A 16,198-nucleotide genomic window follows, 5' to 3' on the forward strand; every position below is an offset into this window, starting at 1 on the left:
AGTTATGCGAGGTGCGGATTATCCGCTCCCGGCACGGGTTAGACAACCGACGACGGGAAAACACCGCCCGCGTCGAACGTGGCCTTGACCATGGCATCGAGCCGGTCGGCCGGGGTTTCCCGGCCCGAAGCGCGGTCTTCGCGCTCCTGGACGGACAGCACCGGGGGCGCTTCCCCGGCATCGCGCAGACGCAGCCGGAACCGCCCCGCCCAGGCCAGGGTGCCTTCGCTGCCCAGCAGGAAGTGCGCGGGGTTGGGCACCGGCTCGCCGCCCGTGGCGGCACGCGGCACGAGGGCATCGATTCGGTAGCCGGCCGGCCAGACCGGCAGCTCCAGCATCGCCGCCACGGCGGAGTCGGAAGCCAGCTGGAACAGGTCGGACACGAGACGGCTGGCCGACGTGGAGCGAAGCGGCTGGGTCGATTCGGCCCCGAAAGGGCCCAATTGTTCGAATGCTCCATCGGCCAGCAATACCTGGGCGGCCTCCAGGCCGGAATCCCGGCAGCGGCCCGGCAGCCAGCCGCGGGTACGCAGCAGCCAGGCCCCGACCGGTTCGAGATCGGCGCCCGCGTGCCAGCGCCATGGCGTTCCCGCCAGCCGCTCGCGCAGCGCGCCCATGGGACAGCCGGCCTGCACCACGATGGTACCCGAGCGCTCGTCGAAGGCTTCGATCGCCGCCAGTTGCGAAGTATCCAGCCGCAGCCAGCCGCGCTCCGCGGGCAAGGCGGCCTCCCGCGCGCCGGGCTGCACCAGCAGCACGCCGAATTCGCGGCACAGCGCGGCGGCGTGATAGACGTCCTCTTCCCGGGCCACCACCAGGCGCGCCCGCCCGGGGGCACCGGCCTGCGGCGTCTCGTCGCTGACCTGGCCGCGGGCCATGCGCGCCAGGCGCTGGCAGAAGGCCGGCCAGGGCGAATCGGAAAGCATGCGGGGCAGGAAGAACGCGCGGCGGCCGGGTTTCATGGCAAGGGCTCCGTGCCAGGAAGAAGGCCGTACCGGCCTTCGGGCCCGGGAGGCGGAAAGGTCCGGCCAGGGAGGTGACGTAACGGGACGAGCGGTGCCATGCCGGTCATTGTAACGGCGCGGGCGGCCGAGCGGCCATCCGCGCCGGCCGCGGCGCGGCGTATCATGAATGGTTTGGAGCTTCCATCGCGCCGCGCCCGCGGCGGCGTCCTTTCGATCGTTTCCCGTCCGACCACCATGCTTCGCCTCTCTCCCCGCATCGCCCGCATCGCCCCCTTCTACGCCATGGAGGTCGTCAAGCAGGCGGCGGCCCTGCAGGCCGAGGGCCGCGACATCGTGCAGATGAGCATAGGCGAGCCCGACTTCACCGCCATCCCGGCCGTGGTCGAGGCGCTGGAACGCACGGCGCGCGAAGGCCGGACCCAATATACCGAGGCGGTCGGCATCGCTCCCCTGCGCGAGGCGATCGCCGGCTTCTACCGGACGCGCTTCGGCGTGGCCGTGGATCCGGCCCGGATCATCGTGACCGCAGGCGCCTCGGGCGCGCTGCTGTTGGCCTGCACCGCCCTGGTCGACGCCGGCGCCCAGGTGCTGATGCCCGACCCGACCTATCCGGCCAACCGCCACATCGTGACCGCGGCCGGCGGCGAGCCCGTGCTGATCCCCGCCGGCCCCGCCGACCGCTTCCAGCTTTCCGCCGAGCACATCAGGCGCCACTGGACGCCCCGCACCGCGGGCGTGATCGTGGCCTCGCCCGGCAACCCCACCGGCACGTCCATCGCGCCGGACGCGCTGGCCGGCCTGGTCCGCGAGGTGCGCGGCCGCCAGGGCTTCACCATCGTCGACGAGATCTACCTGGGCCTGAGCTACGACGGCGACCGCCGGTCGGCCCTGGCGCTGGGCGACGACCTCATCATCGTCAACAGCTTCTCGAAGTATTTCCACATGACCGGATGGCGGCTGGGCTGGCTGGTGGTGCCGCCGCAACTGGTCTCGGTATTCGAGAAACTCGCGCAGAACCTGGTCATCTGCCCGTCCACGCTGGCCCAGCACGCGGCGATCGCGTGCTTCCACCCCGAATCGCTCGAGATCTTCGAGGCGCGCCGGGAAGCCTTCCGGCAGCGGCGCGACTACCTCCTGCCCGAATTCGAACGGCTGGGGCTGACGGTGCCGGTCCAGCCGGACGGCGCCTTCTATATATATAGCGACATACGCGCCCATGCGGCCGACAGCGCGGCCTTCGCCACCCGCCTGCTGCACGAGGCCGGGGTATGCGCGGTGCCGGGACGCGATTTCGGCACCGCCGAGACCGCGTCCTACCTGCGCTTCTCCTATGCCACCGACATGGCGCGGCTGCAGGAAGGCGTGGCGCGCATGGCGCGGCTGCTGGGGTAGCGGGGCCAACACGGCCACGCTACGGGACCGGATTCAGCGCGGCGTCGACCCTGCCGATGAAATCCAATCGATCATTGCGCGGACCGTTCACGATTTCCGTCGCCGCGTCGAAGACGTATACCGGTTCGGAGCGCGTGTCGTACCGGGGCCAGTTCGTGACCTCGCCACCGTTCGGGTCTCCGGTCGAGACGAAGCGAAACCAGGCATCGTTCATCATGCGGGACAGTTTCACGTCGTCCGCGGTGTACGGCGCGGCATCGAGCCTCGCGTCGGCCCGGACATAGGGCAACTCGGCGCCATGCACGGCGTCCGCGCCGGTTCCGCCGTTACCCTTCCTGCGGAACCAATAGCGATATACCGGCTGCCCCTGCGCGGCCATCGCCCTGGCAATGCCCCGGGTGCCGAACACGAACTGGTTGTCGCCAAAGCTGTCGGAAATCGCCCGTTGCACCTCGCTATCGCTGGAGACCGGGTAATAGGAGAAGGCCTCGTCGCCGAACTCCGCGAATATCTTCGGATCCTTGAGATACGCCCGATAGGCATCCACGGTACGGATCTGGTATCCCCCGGTGAACGACGCCCCTTCATCGGTGTTGTACCCAACCAGGACCGGCACCGCCCGCGCCTGCCCCCGCTCGAATGCGGGCCGCTCCTCAAGCGGAAGCACCACCCCGTCCAGCACGGGACCGATCACCCGGGGCTCGGCCAGCGCCCGAACCGCCGTGCCGCCGCCGGTATTCTGGATGACGGGAACCTGGTCCGCGGGCAGCTTGCGCAACTGGCCGATATCGGACCCGATCGCGATACCGTCCTGCTCCGCCTCGGCCAGCGTCTTCCAATGCCGCATCGCGCCCGGACTGTCGAGGATGACCTGGTCGAACAAGCCATCCGATCGGGGGGAAACCATCAACGCGGTGATGGCGCTGGCGCCTGACGACTGCCCCCACACCGTGACCCGCCCCGCATCGCCGCCGAAGTTCGCGATGTTCTTGCGTACCCATTTGAGGGACTGCGCGATGTCGAGCAGACCGTAATTGCCCGAGGTGCCTTCCGGCGATTCGGCCGACAACCCCGGGTGGGCCATGAAGCCCATCGTACTGACGCGGTAGTTCATCGACACCACCACCGCCCCCTTGCGAGCCAGCCCCTCGGCCTCGAAGTCTCCGGAGCCGCCGACAAAGCTTCCACCGTACACCCAGACCAGCACCGGCAGTTTCTCGCCCCGGTCCAGGGACTCGCGCGGTACCCAGACGTTCAGCGTCAGGCAGTCTTCGCTCTGGACCCTCGAGCCGGCCTGGATGCATGCCGGGCCGAACGCCAAGGCATCCCGCACGCCCTCCCACGGTTCGGCATCGGCCGGCGGGCGCCACCGCAAGTCGCCGACGGGCGGCCTGGCATACGGGATTCCCTTGAAAGACACGATCTCTCCCACATCGCCCCTGACCAGGCCGGCAGAGGTACGCGCAATGCCAGGCGGAAGGGGTTCGCCCGGCGGATTGCCTCCGGGACTTCCAGCCTCGGGGGCCTTGGCGCCATCGCTGCCGCATCCCGCCATGGCAGCGCCCAGCAATGCGGCGCAGAGGACTTGGCCGCCGATACGCAGGCGGCGACGCACGGTTATGGACTGGCGTTCAGACATGGCCGACCAATGCTCCATCGACGAGTTTAAGGAATGCATTCGCGTTGACCCCCGCCTTGTTCACGTCGGTATTCCCGAGGTTCCGGGCCACCGCGAACTCATCCGTCACGGACCTGCGATGCACGATCACCGTATCGATGTTCGGCAGCACGAGGATGAACTGGCCGTAGTTGCCGTTGGCCAGGAACGATCCCTGCCATTCGACGGCAGAACGGGACTCGGAGGGCAGCCACCACAGGTAGCCGTATCCACAGTCCCGCTCGCCGGCAATCTGGCTCATCGGGACATGCAGCGACGTGCTGTCGGCGACCCAGGACGCTGGAACGATCTGGCGGCCATTCCAGTTGCCCTTGTTGGCCATGAGCACGCCCAGGCGGGCCATGTCGCGCGCGGACAGGAAGAAGTGATAGGCGAGGTACCGGGATGCGTTGGTCTTGTAGCCGAGCATGCGCTGTCGCGACGGGTCGAAGTCCTCCATGCCCAGCGGCTCGGCCAGTTCCTTGGCGAAGGCGTCGAAAATGGTCCTGCCCGTGAGTTTCTCGAAAATCGCGCCGGCGACGTTGAAGTCCCAGTTGTTGTAGAGGAACTGCGTACCGGGCGTGACGGACCCGCGCTCCGGCGTATTGGCCGAGCCCCCGGGACTGCCCGCCGGATGGTAGACGCCCGAGGTCGCCGTCAGGACGTGCCTGATCTTGGCTGTCTTCTCGATCGGCAGCAATCCGGCGTTGTCGTCGATGCCGAGGTCCCCCATGGTTTTGTCGAGATCGATGGTGCCGTCCTCGACGTACTTGCCGTACAGCATGGAAAGAATGCTCTTGCGCGCCGATGCCAGGTACGCGACGTCATCGATGTTCCCATACCGGTACGCAATCTTGCCGTGGCGCACGATCATGAGGGATGTCGTCTCGAGCGGATAGAGCGCCGCTTCGAGCGAGTCGATCGATGCCTTGGAGAAACCCGCTTCCTCCACGGTGGCGAACGACTGCCAAGGCTGGGCGGCCTGGCCGCCGGGCTCCGGCCCCGGATCAGCCGTGGCCGCCCGGGCATCGTTGCCGTCCAGGCACCCCGTAAGAGAAACCGCAGCGCCTGCGGGTACCGCTACCGCCAGCGCCCGCAAAAGGGCTCGCCGACCGGTTTCGTGAGTGGCCATGACTACTCTCCTCAAGACAACGTCGTGGATCAGGATGGGATGGATGGACGCAGCGATGCCGTACGGAGCCACGCGCTACCGAGGGATCCGCTGCGCAGAAGAATGGGAAGCTATTCGCTGCAGGAGAAGCTCGCGGCGAGATTCACGTCGCCGGTGCCGTCGAACTTGGGCCACATCGGATAGACGCATAGCGGCCGGGAGCGATTTTTCGTGGCGGTGTTGTTGTCGAACGCGATGGGCGCGGCCGGAGGCGGCTCTCCCTTCTCCACCCATGCATCGAGGATCGCCAGGTTCTCCCAGGCCGGCACGAACTTGCCGTTGCCATGGGCCAATCCCGGGACGAGATAGAAGCGCACGAAATCATCGGTCGCGCCCTTCCCGTATTTGGCGACGACCGACTCATACAACGCGGCATTCGCATAGGGACTGACACTTGGGTCGTCCAGCCCCTGCACCCACAGGATCTTCCCGCCCCTGGCCTTGAATGCGCTGTAGTCGGGGCTGGTGGCGCCAATCGTGCCGGACAGCGATACGATCCGGTCCTGGTAGGCTCCGGGATTCTGGATATCGAACGAAAGCAGACTGAACGCGGGATCGCGCGCCACGAAATACTTGACGAACTGGTCCGCGCGGCTGGCGTGGTGGGCATTGGGTCCGCTCTGCGGCGGCTCGATATAGGCAGCCTGCGAACCCAGCTGCATGGTGACGCCTTCGAGGCTGTTATACCCGGCATACGCACGGATTCCGTTGGCGAACGAATACGGGATGGTGTATCCGTCGTGGTAGACCGCAATGGTTTTCTCGATCTGGACATCGGTCAGGCAGTTGTCCGGATGGCCTGTTTCGCCCGACTTGCAGCGCAAGGCATCGAGCAATGCGGGAGCACGCTGCCGGCAAGCGGCCATGTTGCTTACGAGGCCGTCGGCCACTCCGTCGAGCGCATCGCACGCGGCCAACGCGGTCGAGGCGATGGCATTGACCATTGCCGGCGGGATCCAGCCTTCGGACTCATCGTCATACACGGCGCGTGCCAGCGCCGCGCCCCACAGGCGAAGCCCCAGGAAGTTCGCCGTGGGATAGTTGCTGATCACCCCGTCGTAAGCGTCGGGAAAGCGTTGTGCCGCGGTCAGCGCTTCGCGCCCGCCCGTGGATCCCCCCGCGAAATACATCCGCCGGGGCGAGCTGCCGTAGCGCATTTCGGCCACGACCGAAGCAACATCCCGCGTTTTCTTGATGTGCATGTAGCCGTAATTGAGCAGCGCCTCATCGTTCAATGCGAACGATGCATCGTCGGCGTCGGGCGCCTGGTGGCCCGAGTCGCTGGCAAACGTCATGTATCCCAGGGCCAGGGGAACCGGCGCGGTATTGGAGCCGAGCGGTGCCTTGGCCAACGTGTTGGGGATGCTGCCGTTGTAGCCGCCGCCACCGAACTGCAAGCCTTTGCCGTTCCAGTCGGAGGGAAGATTGACCTGGAAATGGATGTTGGGCGCCGCGGCATCGACGGATTTGATGGCGCCCAGTACCTCGCAGTATTCCCCGGTCTTGCTCTCTTCGGAGCCGGCCACGAGCCGGGCGGAGACGATGTACGCGCCTTGAGTCGGCAACGAACTGCGGCTGGCGGCGATCACTTTGTCTTGCAATCCGGTGCATGCTTGCAGCGCAGTCGGCGGTGGGCTCCCTGTCTTGGCACCATCGCCTCCCCCGCATGCGGAAAGGCCCGCCATGACCATCGCCAACTGAAGCGCCCGGTACTTCCTCATGTTTGTCTCCGTCTTCTATTTATGCGCACTTGTCTTTCGAGGCCAGCGCTCCAGAGATTAAGAACAACCGGGGCTGTTGTTAATTGCATAATAGACAATGATTAATGCGTGAGACACATCAACCACCACGGCAGCAAGAAAAGGCATCAGCCGTCGCTGCATTCGCGGCGTCACATTTTTCATCGCTGCGTTGTCATGTCTGTCCCAACGGCAATGTCCCAAGGAGACGATCATGGCAAACAGGAACATCGCAACCATCGACCCCCAGGCCGCGTGCCTGACACTGATCAACGTCTACGACGTCGAACCGGAGAACCAGGAGGAACTGACCCGGGCCCTGTCCGAGGCGACCGAGCACCTCATCCGGCACCAGCCCGGGTTCGTTTCGGTCTGCTTACACCGCAGCCTGGACGGCCGCAGGGTGGTCAACTACGCTCAATGGGCATCGAAGGAGCACTTCGAGGATTTCATGAAACGACCCGGCACCCAGGAACAGCTCAAGCGTTTCGCAAGCCTTGCCAGGAGCGTGGCTCCCGCGCTCTACCAGGTGAGCGCCGTGCACGCCCGGCCGCGTACCGCGGGCGGTGCAACGCGATGAGCGAACCGCGGGCCGATCCGGACCTGAACCATCTGCGCCCGCGGCTCATCCGGCTGGCATACCGGATGCTGGGTTCGGTGGCGGAGGCCGAAGACGTGGTGCAGGACGCCTACGTGCGCTGGCTGGCGACCGACAGCGACAAGGTCCGCCAGCCGGCAGCCCTGCTGCACACCATCGTCACGCGCCTGTGCCTGAACGAGCTGAAATCGGCGCGCCGCAGGCGGGAGACCTACGTCGGCCCCTGGCTGCCCGAGCCCATCGTGGAAACCCGCGAAGCCTATGCCGATGACCTCACCTTGCCCCTGATGCTGGCCCTGGAGCGCCTGTCCCCGCTGGAGCGGGCAGCCTTCCTGCTGCACGATGTCTTCGGCATGGACTTCGCGGAAGTGGGCGCCGCCATCGGCCGGGAGGCGGCCGCCTGCCGCAAGCTGGCCAGCCGCGCTCGCGAGCACGTCCACGCCGCTCGCCCGCGCTTTCCCGTCTCCAAGGAACAGGGAAGCCGGCTCGCGGCGGCATTCTTCGCCGCCTCCCGGAACGGCGACATGGAAGGCCTGCGCGCGCTGTTGGCCGAGGACGTGACGGCCTACGCAGACGGCGGCGGCAAGGTGCCCGCCACGCCCTACCCCGTTGTCGGCGTGGAAGCGGTCCTGGCCCGGCATGCTCGCCTGGCCGGCGACTTCGCGCGGGCGCCGTCGATCCTGGCGGGCTACGTCGAGATCGACGGCCTGCCGGGTTTCGTCACGATGGAAGATGGGGGAGTCCTGCAGGCAACGGCCCTGCAGGTCGAGGAGGGAAAGGTGACCGCGATCTATGTCATCCGCAACCCGGACAAGCTGCGGCACCTGCGTGCCGGTTCCGGCACGTGGCGGGAACCTTAGCTTAGGTTCGCCGCCCGGAACCGGCCTACATGACCGCGGGAGAACCCGGCTCGGCGTTCTTGACCGACACCGCTTCCGAGGACGGATCGGTGGGGATGGGCATGGGCTTGGCGGACGCCGAGCGTGCCGGCGTGGCCGGCGCGGCGCCCGGCAGGTCGGCGTTGACGCCCGCGGCCGAAGCCAGGCGGCGGCGTTCGGCCAGGACCCTGTCGCCGTACGGGCTGGTGCCGTCGGGACCCACGCCCACATACATGCGCAGGCCGGCCGTCAGCGAACCGCCACGCTCGATGTATTCCTTCAGGATCGATGCGCCGACACGGATGTTGGCCACCGGGTTCCAGGCAGCCTGGCTGCCGCCGAACGGTTCGAACCGTTCGGTGTGGACCCGGGTCAGGACCTGCATCAGGCCCTGCGCGCCGACATGGCTTTCGGCGAAGGGATTGAAGCTGGACTCGATGGCGATGATCGCCAGGAGCAGCAGCGGATCCAGGCCCATTTCCTGTCCCACGCCATAGGCGGTGGAAATCAGCATGCGGGTGGCCTCATTCGAGACCCGGTACTTGCGCGCGATATAGCGGCCCAGGGACTCGGCCTGCACGGCCGACACCTTGGTCGCATGCGGCTTCGGCGCCGGCTTGACGGCATTGCTGGTCACCGAGCCCAGGAAAGAGGTCGCCTGGGCGTGCGGCTGTACGTTGTCGGCCACGGCCGCAACGGCGGCCGCCGCGGCGACGGCGGAGGCGACATCGACCTGGGCCGGCTCGGCCACGGGCGCATCGACACCGTTGAACGCGGTGAATTGCGAAGCCTGGTCACGCAGACCAGGAACGGACCATACTACGGCGGCCATGGCGAGCACGGCCAGGCCTACATAACTATTGATGGAGCGGCACCAATCCGTGACTCCCGGTCGAGGCCGGGGGTCGGGCTGCTCCGTCGACGAGCTCGACTGCGCGTCGGGCATACTTACCTCCTTGCAACGGCGGGCCACAAAAACACAGCATCCGGAAGCGATCGAGATACGACTCCGGACATCGAGGCCACAACCTGCTTGGCTGCACATCGCGCCGCTGTCAGGACGACTGGCGGCACACCTGCATGGTCGCTACCGCAGAGATAGCTCGGGACCATGCCTGTTTCGGGCAGAGGGCGCGTTCGCGCCGCTAAGAGAACTCCAGTATGGTGGGCGCCCGATGGCCCGTTAAGCAGCCCGGTGGTCTTGTCCGGCCCCACTAGGGGCGGCGATCAGGACGACGGCACCGGGCACACGCTGAAAGTTGGCGGATTGTAGAAATGCGATTTGATGTGGTCAACCGTAAAAATTCACCATTTCGGTGCATCCGGCGGACAATCGTGATCATTGGGATTTTCTATCGGTTCCCATCCGACCGTATATGGAAAGATAGATAAAAGTGAGCATACACTATCGCCGTGACCGAATCAGATTCAGAAACATATGTAAAATTTGTCTCGACCGCCCTGTTTCACGCCGCCGTGGCCCCGATCACGGGATCCGCGCCCCGAACGCCTCGATCGGCACGGCGGGTTAAAGTGACCCCTCCCCCAGCCTTCCCCATCAAGGTGCTCCGCCCGTGAAATACCGCGACCTCCGAGACTTCCTGCGCCAACTCGAAGCGCGGGGCGAGCTCAAGCGCATCCCGGCCGCCGTGTCGACCCATCTCGAGATCACCGAGATCTGCGACCGCGTGTTGCGCGCCGGCGGACCGGCCCTGCTGTTCGAGAACGCCCGGCAGCCCGGCCGCGGCAAGGCCGACATGCCGGTACTGGCCAACCTGTTCGGCACCGCCCGCCGGGTCGCGCTGGGCATGGGCGCCGAGGACGTGGGCGCCCTGCGCGACGTGGGCGAACTGCTGGCCTCGCTGCGCGAGCCCGAGCCGCCGCGCGGCCTGCGCGACGCGCTAGGCAAGGTCGCGATGCTGAAATCCGCCCTGTGGGACATGGCGCCGCGCGAAGTCCGGGGCGCCCCCTGCCAGGAAATCGTGCTCGCAGGGGACGACGTCGACCTCGGACGCCTGCCCATCCAGCATTGCTGGCCCGGCGACGTCGCCCCGCTGCTGTCCTGGGGGCTGGTCGTCACCCGCGGGCCGAACCGCAAGCGCCAGAACCTGGGCATCTATCGCCAGCAGCCCATCGGACGCAACAAGCTCATCATGCGGTGGCTGTCGCACCGGGGAGGCGCGCTGGACTTCCGCGAGCACATGCTGGCCCACCCCGGACAGCCGTTCCCGGTCGCCGTCGCCCTGGGCGCCGACCCCGCCACCATCCTGGGCGCGGTGACGCCGGTGCCCGATGCCTTGTCCGAATACCAGTTCGCCGGCCTGCTGCGCGGCGGCCGCACCGAGGTGGTCCGCTGCGTGGGCAGCGCGCTGTCCGTTCCTGCCTCGGCCGAAATCGTGCTGGAAGGCCATCTGCTTCCCTCCTCCGACCCGCGGGCGATCGCCCCCGTCCCGGCGCCCGGCGTCGCGGCTCCGCCCGACAACGGCTACGAGATGGCGCTGGAGGGCCCCTACGGCGACCACACCGGCTATTACAACGAACAGGACTGGTTCCCGGTGTTCACCGTCGATCGCATCACCATGCGGCGCGATGCCATCTACCACTCCACCTACACGGGCAAGCCGCCCGACGAACCCGCCGTGCTGGGCGTCGCCCTGAACGAGGTCTTCACCCCCCTGCTGCGCCGGCAACTGCCGGAAATCGTCGATTTCTACCTGCCGCCCGAGGGATGCAGCTACCGGCTGGCCATCGTCTCGATGCGCAAGCAATACCCCGGCCACGCCAAGCGCGTGATGTTCGGCATCTGGAGCGTGCTGCGCCAGTTCATGTATACCAAGTTCATCGTGGTGGTGGACGAGGACATCGACGTGCGCAACTGGCAGGAGGTGGTCTGGGCGATCACGACGCGGATGGATCCGGTGCGCGATACCCTGCTGGCCGACCGCACGCCCATCGATTACCTGGACTTCGCCTCGCCGGTCTCGGGCCTGGGCGGCAAGATGGGCCTGGACGCCACCAACAAGTGGCCGGGCGAGACCGACCGCGAATGGGGGCGCCCCATCGTGATGGATGCGGATGTGAAGAAACGGGTGGACGGCCTGTGGCAGGAACTGGGGCTGCCGGGGTGAACCCGGCGGCCCCTTCCGGCCCTAGCGCGGATCGGGCCGGCTGCGGTCTTCCTTGATGGCCCGCCAGAGCTTGTAGGCCTGGTAGGCGGCCAGCGCACCGCCGCCCAGCTTCAGCAGCCGGAAGACGCCGCCAAGCCGCACGCGGGCCAGCACCATCGAGGCGGCCGACGACACGATCGGGTAGCGCCGCAGAAAGCGCCAGGCCTGCATGGCGGCGGCCATGCCGCCGCTGCCGCCCAGGCTGGGCAGGACCGACTTGAGCACCTGCCCCGGCGTCACGGCTTCCTTGATCTGGTGCAGATGAGCCGCCAGCTCCATGCGTTCGATGGACGAACGAGCCAGCAGCAGTTCCCTGCGGGCTTCGATGTCGCCCGCCTCGCGTGCCTTGCGCCGGCTGCTCATCGCGGCCCCCGGCGGCTGTCGGAATCGGACTCGGCGACCGCGGCGAGCATGTCGCGGTCACGCTGGAGCTCGGCCAGGGTGTCCTCGAACACCAGGGGCGCATGGACGGCCTGCCGGCGCACCATGATCAGCATGATGAGGCCGACCAGCAGATAGGCCGCCCCGACCAGCGCGATGGCCAGGTGCCGGTATTCGGTATCCCAGAACACCACGACGATCAGGAACGAGAACATCATCAAGCCGAGAGTCAGGCACAGCAAGGCCGCCAGGGCGACCAGCACCATGCCCAGCAGGCGCGATTTTTCCTCGGCCAGCTCGATGGCGACGAGCTCGAGCCGGGTGCGCAGGATGCCGATGGACGTGGCAGCCAGCGCCCGGAGCGAACTCAGCAGATGCGGCGACGCGGACACGCTGCGCGGATCAGCGGCGGCTGTTGACCAGCAGGCCGGCCAGGAAGCCGACCGCCGCGGCCACGCCGATGGCGCGCCAGGGATTGTCGTGCACGAAATCGTCGGTGGCGCGGGCGGCCGCCTTGCTGCGCTCCAGCATGGAGTCCTGGACGTCCAGGAGCTTCTCGCGCGCCCGCTTGAGGGAAGTCAGGGCACGCTCGCGAAGTTCGACCGCGCGGTCGCCGGTGCTGGAAGCCGCCTGCTTGAGCAGGTCTTCCGCGTCATTGAGCACGACCTTGACGTCCGAGATGAGTTTTTCTTTGCCTGCGGTGCTGGTAGTCATCGTGTTGCGCTCCCTGCGTTGTTTTTACGATTGGACGCTCCGATGATAGCAGCCGCCCCCGCATACCGGAACCCTTGCATCCGAAGGGCAGCATCGGGTAACACCTGCAACCGGGCGCTTGCATCCTGCATCACTGGTTGACCAGCCAGGCGATGAGCCTGTCGTTGAAGCCGTTGGCCTGCTGCGCGCGTTCGTCGTTGACGACGCTGACCACCAGATAGCGGCGCCCGCTCGCCGACAGCACATAGCCCGCCAGCGCCCGCACGTCGCGCAGCGACCCGCTCTTCAAGTGGGCCAGCCCGGCGGCGTCGGAATCGCGCATGCGGCGCCTGACGGTTCCATCCGTGCCGGAGATGGCCAGCGACGAAACGAACTCCGGCATGACGGGCGACCGCCACGCGGCGGCCAGCAGGCGCGCCAGGCTGTCCGCCGAGATCCGGCCGTCGCGGGACAGTCCCGAGCCGTTGTCCAGCACCAGCTCGGGCAGCCTCAGGCCGCGCGCCGCAAGGATCCCGTCGACCGCGCGATCGCCGCTGGCCACGGTGGCCGGGCCCGGCTCGTAGGCGGCGCCCAGCGTCAGCAGCAACAGGCGCGCCATGACGTTGTTGCTCTGCTTGTTGATATGGCGCACCACCTCGGCCAGCGGAGGCGAATCATGCGTGGCGAACAGCACGGCGTCGCCCGGCACGTTGCCCTCGCGTATCCGGCCCGCCAGGCTGCCGCCCATTTCCTGCCACAACACGCGAAAGACGGCCTCGGCATGCCGCGGCTGGGACAGCGCCAGCCGGTACAGGCTGAACTCGCCGCAGCCCCCCGACACGGTTCCGGCCACCCGCAGCGACACGCCCGAGGAGGTCAGGAACGGCTCGGTCTGCACCACCGGCGAACCGGGGCACGGGTTGTCCGACCATTTCAGTCCGCCCTCGACCTTGACCCCGGGCAGGGGGGGATCCACGGTCACCCGCCAGTGCCGGCTGCGCAGGTCCGGCGTGAACAGCAGGCGCACCGCGCCGAACCCCACCATCCAGGCGTCGGGGCTGGCGTTGTAGGGCCGCGAGGGATCGCCGTCGAAGGCACCGGGGTCGATGGCCACCGGCCCGAATACCGAGCGGTCCACGACCAGCTCCGGTATCTTGCGCACGCCGCGCACGCGCAGCTCGCGCAGCAACTGCCAGAGGTCTTCCAGCTTGAAGAAGGGATCGCCGCTGGCGCGCAGGTACAGGGGACCGGACAAGGCGCCGTCGGACGAGATGGTGGTGCCCGGCTCCACCAGCAACTGGGTGCGCCAGACGTAGGCGGGACCCAGGCTGTCCAGGGCGGCGAAGGTAGTCACCAGCTTCATGACCGAAGCGGGGTTGCGCGGCTGTCCCGCGTTGACCGAGACCATGCGCGGACCGTCCACCGGTTCGACCACCACCGACAGCGCGCTCTCGGGCAACCCGGTGGCGGCCCAGGCCTCCGACAGTTCCGCGGGCAGGGCCTGCGCCCGCGCCGTGGCCACTGCCAGGCAGGCGAGCAGCGCCGCCGCGGCCCGGATCCACCCGCCGGGCGCTCCCCCGGCACATCCCCTTCCGCGCCGGCTCTCGGCCACGCCGGCTTGCACGCCATTCTGCAACAACGCCCGCTCCCTGATTCCCGTACCGTGATTCGAACAGGCTAGAGCATAGCGGTTCCCGGCTGGGCCGCCGGCAAGCGGCTCACTGATGGAGCGAGGCCTCGTAGCGCACCAGCAACTGGCGCATGTCGCCCACCGTGCCCTTGAGCGCCTCGGTGGCCTGGGCCAGGGAGGCCACCGAGGCGGAAGTGCGCTCGACTTCGCCCGAGATGCCTTCCATGCTGTCGGCCACTTCCTGCGACGCCGCCGACTGCTGCTGCAGCATGCCGGAGATGTCGCGCGCCCGCTCCACCACCAGCGACGACGAGCGGCGCACGCGTTCGAAGAAACCGGCGCTCTCGCGGATCTGCTCGCCGCTGTACTGCACCGATGTCACGGCCTCCTGCATGGAGGTCGAGGTTTCGGTGGCGAAACGGGTGATGGCCTGCAGCGCGTGGCCGATGTCGCCCGTGCTGCCGGCGGTGCGGTCGGACAGGGTGCGCACTTCCTCGGCCACGACGCCGAAGCCCCGGCCGTTCTCGCCCGCGCGGGCGGCTTCGATGGCCGCGTTCAGCGACAGCAGGCGGGTCTGGTTGGCGATCTCGCTGATGGCCTGCGTCACGCCGGAGATGGTCGAGACCAGGTCGTGCAGCGAGCCTATCTGTTCGTTGGTGCGGCCCACGGCCTCGGCCACCGAATCCGTGCCGCGCACCGAGTCGCCGATCTTGGCCTCGGCCGTGTCGACTTCGCTCAAGGCCGATTCCGACAGGGACAAGGCCGTGCCGGTGTGCTGCGAGGCCTCGCGGATGGCCACGCTCATCTGCTCGACCGCGGCGGCGATGCGGGTCAGGCGGTCGCGCTGCTCGTCGATGACCTGGCGGATCGCGGCGATCTCGCCGTTGACGCGGTCGGCGTTGCCGTCCACGGCCTGCGCGACCTGCAGCACGTCGCACAGCGTGGAGCGCAGGTGGATGCGGGTCGATTCGATGCGCATGGGCAGGCCGCCCAGGTCGAACTGGTGGCGGCCCTCCACGGCGACCGACAGCATGCCCTCGCCCATCGCGGCCAGCGTGCGGTCGACGCGGCGCAGCGGCGCCCAGACCCGGTACCGCCATGCCGCCGCGGCTGCGCCCACGACCGCGGCCTGGCCCAGCATCCAGCCCCAGTGCGGCAGCAGCCAGGCTCCCAGCGCCATGCCCAGCGACAGCACCGCCACGCCCGCGCCCCAGGGGGTGGGGGCATGCCACCAGCGCGGACGCGGGGTGGCGGGAAACTTCGCCTTGCCCGCCGACACGTCGGCATGCAGGGCCTGGGCGGCAGCCACCTCGGCGCGGTCGGGCGCGTTGCGCACCGACATGTAGCCGACGTGCCTGCCGTTCTCGTACAGCGGCGTGACATAGGCCTCGACCCAGTAGAAGCCGCCGTCTTTGCAGCGGTTCTTGACCAGCGCCCGCCACGGCTGGCCGCGCTTGATCGTCTGCCAGAGATCGGCGAAGGCCTCGGGCGGCATGTCGGGATGCCGGACGATGTTGTGGGGCTGGCCGATGAGCTCTTCGCGCGAGAAGCCGCTGACTTCGATGAACGCGGGGTTCGCATAGGTGATGCGCCCCTTCAGGTCGGTGGTGGTCACCACGGGGCGGCTTTTCTCGACGAAGCGCTCGAGCGACGTGACGGGCAGATTCTTGCGCATGACTCTTGGTGTGGACAACGACTCATGACGGTTGACGGCAGCAAGGCGGCCGGACTTTAGGACAATTTGCCCGCGGGCCCCTCGTCGGTCCCACTACAATCGCGGGTGCATCCCCTCGATAGCCTAGGAGCAGCCCATGAAGACCAAAGCCGCGATCGCCTGGAAGGCAGGCGCGCCCCTGACCATCGAAGAAGTGGACCTGGAAGGTCCGCGCGCCGGCGAGGTGCTGATCGAAGTCAAGGCCACCGGCAT

Annotated in this window: 14 protein-coding genes and 1 pseudogene; 5 read left to right on the plus strand and 10 right to left on the minus strand. The window is 67.8% G+C overall.

Annotation, left to right across the window (positions count from 1 at the left end):
* Positions 1-38 precede the first annotated feature (38 nt).
* A complete protein-coding gene (locus CDO46_RS07790; RefSeq protein WP_087837955.1) occupies positions 39-962 on the minus strand; it encodes an FAD-binding protein in 924 nt (307 codons plus the stop codon).
* 237 nt (positions 963-1,199) lie between these two features.
* Between CDO46_RS07790 and CDO46_RS07795 the strand changes: the two genes are divergently transcribed.
* Positions 1,200-2,357 (plus strand): pyridoxal phosphate-dependent aminotransferase, encoded by a 1,158-nt coding sequence (locus CDO46_RS07795; RefSeq protein WP_087837990.1) that lies wholly within the window; start codon positions 1,200-1,202, stop codon positions 2,355-2,357.
* A gap of 19 nt (positions 2,358-2,376) precedes the next feature.
* On the opposite strand, the gene CDO46_RS07800 is transcribed toward CDO46_RS07795, so the two are convergent.
* From CDO46_RS07800 to CDO46_RS07810, 3 genes are all read right to left on the minus strand, one after another.
* Positions 2,377-3,996: a carboxylesterase/lipase family protein gene (locus CDO46_RS07800; RefSeq protein WP_165963161.1), complete on the minus strand. Its 1,620-nt coding sequence runs from the start codon at positions 3,994-3,996 to the stop codon at positions 2,377-2,379.
* Positions 3,989-5,146 (minus strand): serine hydrolase, encoded by a 1,158-nt coding sequence (locus tag CDO46_RS07805; RefSeq protein ID WP_087837957.1) that lies wholly within the window; start codon positions 5,144-5,146, stop codon positions 3,989-3,991. Before CDO46_RS07805 ends, CDO46_RS07800 begins: the two co-directional genes overlap by 8 nt.
* A gap of 110 nt (positions 5,147-5,256) precedes the next feature.
* A complete protein-coding gene (locus CDO46_RS07810; protein ID WP_217896296.1) occupies positions 5,257-6,906 on the minus strand; it encodes a tannase/feruloyl esterase family alpha/beta hydrolase in 1,650 nt (549 codons plus the stop codon).
* Between the two features lie 232 nt (positions 6,907-7,138).
* On the opposite strand from CDO46_RS07810, the gene CDO46_RS07815 reads away from it, so the two are divergent.
* Positions 7,139-7,504: an antibiotic biosynthesis monooxygenase gene (locus CDO46_RS07815; protein ID WP_087837959.1), complete on the plus strand. Its 366-nt coding sequence runs from the start codon at positions 7,139-7,141 to the stop codon at positions 7,502-7,504.
* On the plus strand, positions 7,501-8,382 hold the full coding sequence (locus tag CDO46_RS07820; RefSeq protein ID WP_087837960.1) for a sigma-70 family RNA polymerase sigma factor: 882 nt from the start codon (positions 7,501-7,503) through the stop codon (positions 8,380-8,382). The genes CDO46_RS07815 and CDO46_RS07820 overlap by 4 nt, the downstream gene beginning before the upstream one ends.
* 25 nt (positions 8,383-8,407) lie before the next feature.
* Here the strand turns inward: CDO46_RS07820 and CDO46_RS07825 are convergent, their stop codons facing one another.
* Positions 8,408-9,232 (minus strand): transglycosylase SLT domain-containing protein, encoded by an 825-nt coding sequence (locus CDO46_RS07825; protein ID WP_087837991.1) that lies wholly within the window; start codon positions 9,230-9,232, stop codon positions 8,408-8,410.
* A gap of 742 nt (positions 9,233-9,974) precedes the next feature.
* Here CDO46_RS07825 and ubiD point away from each other — a divergent pair.
* Positions 9,975-11,528: a 4-hydroxy-3-polyprenylbenzoate decarboxylase gene (gene ubiD, locus CDO46_RS07830; RefSeq protein WP_087837961.1), complete on the plus strand. Its 1,554-nt coding sequence runs from the start codon at positions 9,975-9,977 to the stop codon at positions 11,526-11,528.
* Positions 11,529-11,549: 21 nt separating this feature from the next.
* Here ubiD and CDO46_RS07835 read toward each other — a convergent pair whose 3' ends face one another.
* From CDO46_RS07835 to CDO46_RS07855, 5 genes are all read right to left on the minus strand, one after another.
* Positions 11,550-11,930 (minus strand): hypothetical protein, encoded by a 381-nt coding sequence (locus CDO46_RS07835; RefSeq protein WP_087837962.1) that lies wholly within the window; start codon positions 11,928-11,930, stop codon positions 11,550-11,552.
* Positions 11,927-12,340: a phage holin family protein gene (locus tag CDO46_RS07840; protein WP_165963159.1), complete on the minus strand. Its 414-nt coding sequence runs from the start codon at positions 12,338-12,340 to the stop codon at positions 11,927-11,929. Before CDO46_RS07840 ends, CDO46_RS07835 begins: the two co-directional genes overlap by 4 nt.
* 10 nt (positions 12,341-12,350) lie before the next feature.
* Positions 12,351-12,662, minus strand: a complete 312-nt coding sequence (locus CDO46_RS07845; RefSeq protein WP_087837964.1) for a YqjD family protein — start codon at positions 12,660-12,662, stop codon at positions 12,351-12,353.
* Between the two features lie 130 nt (positions 12,663-12,792).
* Positions 12,793-14,199, minus strand: a complete 1,407-nt coding sequence (gene dacB / locus CDO46_RS07850; protein ID WP_087837992.1) for a D-alanyl-D-alanine carboxypeptidase/D-alanyl-D-alanine-endopeptidase — start codon at positions 14,197-14,199, stop codon at positions 12,793-12,795.
* A gap of 160 nt (positions 14,200-14,359) precedes the next feature.
* Positions 14,360-15,946, minus strand: a complete 1,587-nt coding sequence (locus tag CDO46_RS07855) for a methyl-accepting chemotaxis protein (protein ID WP_087837965.1) — start codon at positions 15,944-15,946, stop codon at positions 14,360-14,362.
* A gap of 136 nt (positions 15,947-16,082) precedes the next feature.
* On the opposite strand from CDO46_RS07855, the pseudogene CDO46_RS07860 reads away from it, so the two are divergent.
* Positions 16,083-16,198: pseudogene (locus tag CDO46_RS07860) on the plus strand (S-(hydroxymethyl)glutathione dehydrogenase); the annotation flags it as partial.

Source organism: Pigmentiphaga sp. NML030171, from assembly GCF_002188635.1.
GTDB lineage: Bacteria > Pseudomonadota > Gammaproteobacteria > Burkholderiales > Burkholderiaceae_B > Pigmentiphaga > Pigmentiphaga daeguensis.

What these genes read in the sequence shown, in the direction of transcription:
- CDO46_RS07805 (WP_087837957.1), bottom strand. Translation starts at nt 5,146, where the DNA reads ATGGCCACTCACGAAACCGGTCGGCGAGCCCTTTTGCGGGCGCTGGCG.
- CDO46_RS07795 (WP_087837990.1), top strand. Translation starts at nt 1,200, where the DNA reads ATGCTTCGCCTCTCTCCCCGCATCGCCCGCATCGCCCCCTTCTACGCC.
- CDO46_RS07790 (WP_087837955.1), bottom strand. Translation starts at nt 962, where the DNA reads ATGAAACCCGGCCGCCGCGCGTTCTTCCTGCCCCGCATGCTTTCCGAT.
- CDO46_RS07835 (WP_087837962.1), bottom strand. Translation starts at nt 11,930, where the DNA reads ATGAGCAGCCGGCGCAAGGCACGCGAGGCGGGCGACATCGAAGCCCGC.
- CDO46_RS07800 (WP_165963161.1), bottom strand. Translation starts at nt 3,996, where the DNA reads ATGTCTGAACGCCAGTCCATAACCGTGCGTCGCCGCCTGCGTATCGGC.
- CDO46_RS07815 (WP_087837959.1), top strand. Translation starts at nt 7,139, where the DNA reads ATGGCAAACAGGAACATCGCAACCATCGACCCCCAGGCCGCGTGCCTG.
- CDO46_RS07810 (WP_217896296.1), bottom strand. Translation starts at nt 6,906, where the DNA reads ATGAGGAAGTACCGGGCGCTTCAGTTGGCGATGGTCATGGCGGGCCTT.
- CDO46_RS07845 (WP_087837964.1), bottom strand. Translation starts at nt 12,662, where the DNA reads ATGACTACCAGCACCGCAGGCAAAGAAAAACTCATCTCGGACGTCAAG.
- CDO46_RS07825 (WP_087837991.1), bottom strand. Translation starts at nt 9,232, where the DNA reads ATGGCCGCCGTAGTATGGTCCGTTCCTGGTCTGCGTGACCAGGCTTCG.
- CDO46_RS07820 (WP_087837960.1), top strand. Translation starts at nt 7,501, where the DNA reads ATGAGCGAACCGCGGGCCGATCCGGACCTGAACCATCTGCGCCCGCGG.
- CDO46_RS07855 (WP_087837965.1), bottom strand. Translation starts at nt 15,946, where the DNA reads ATGCGCAAGAATCTGCCCGTCACGTCGCTCGAGCGCTTCGTCGAGAAA.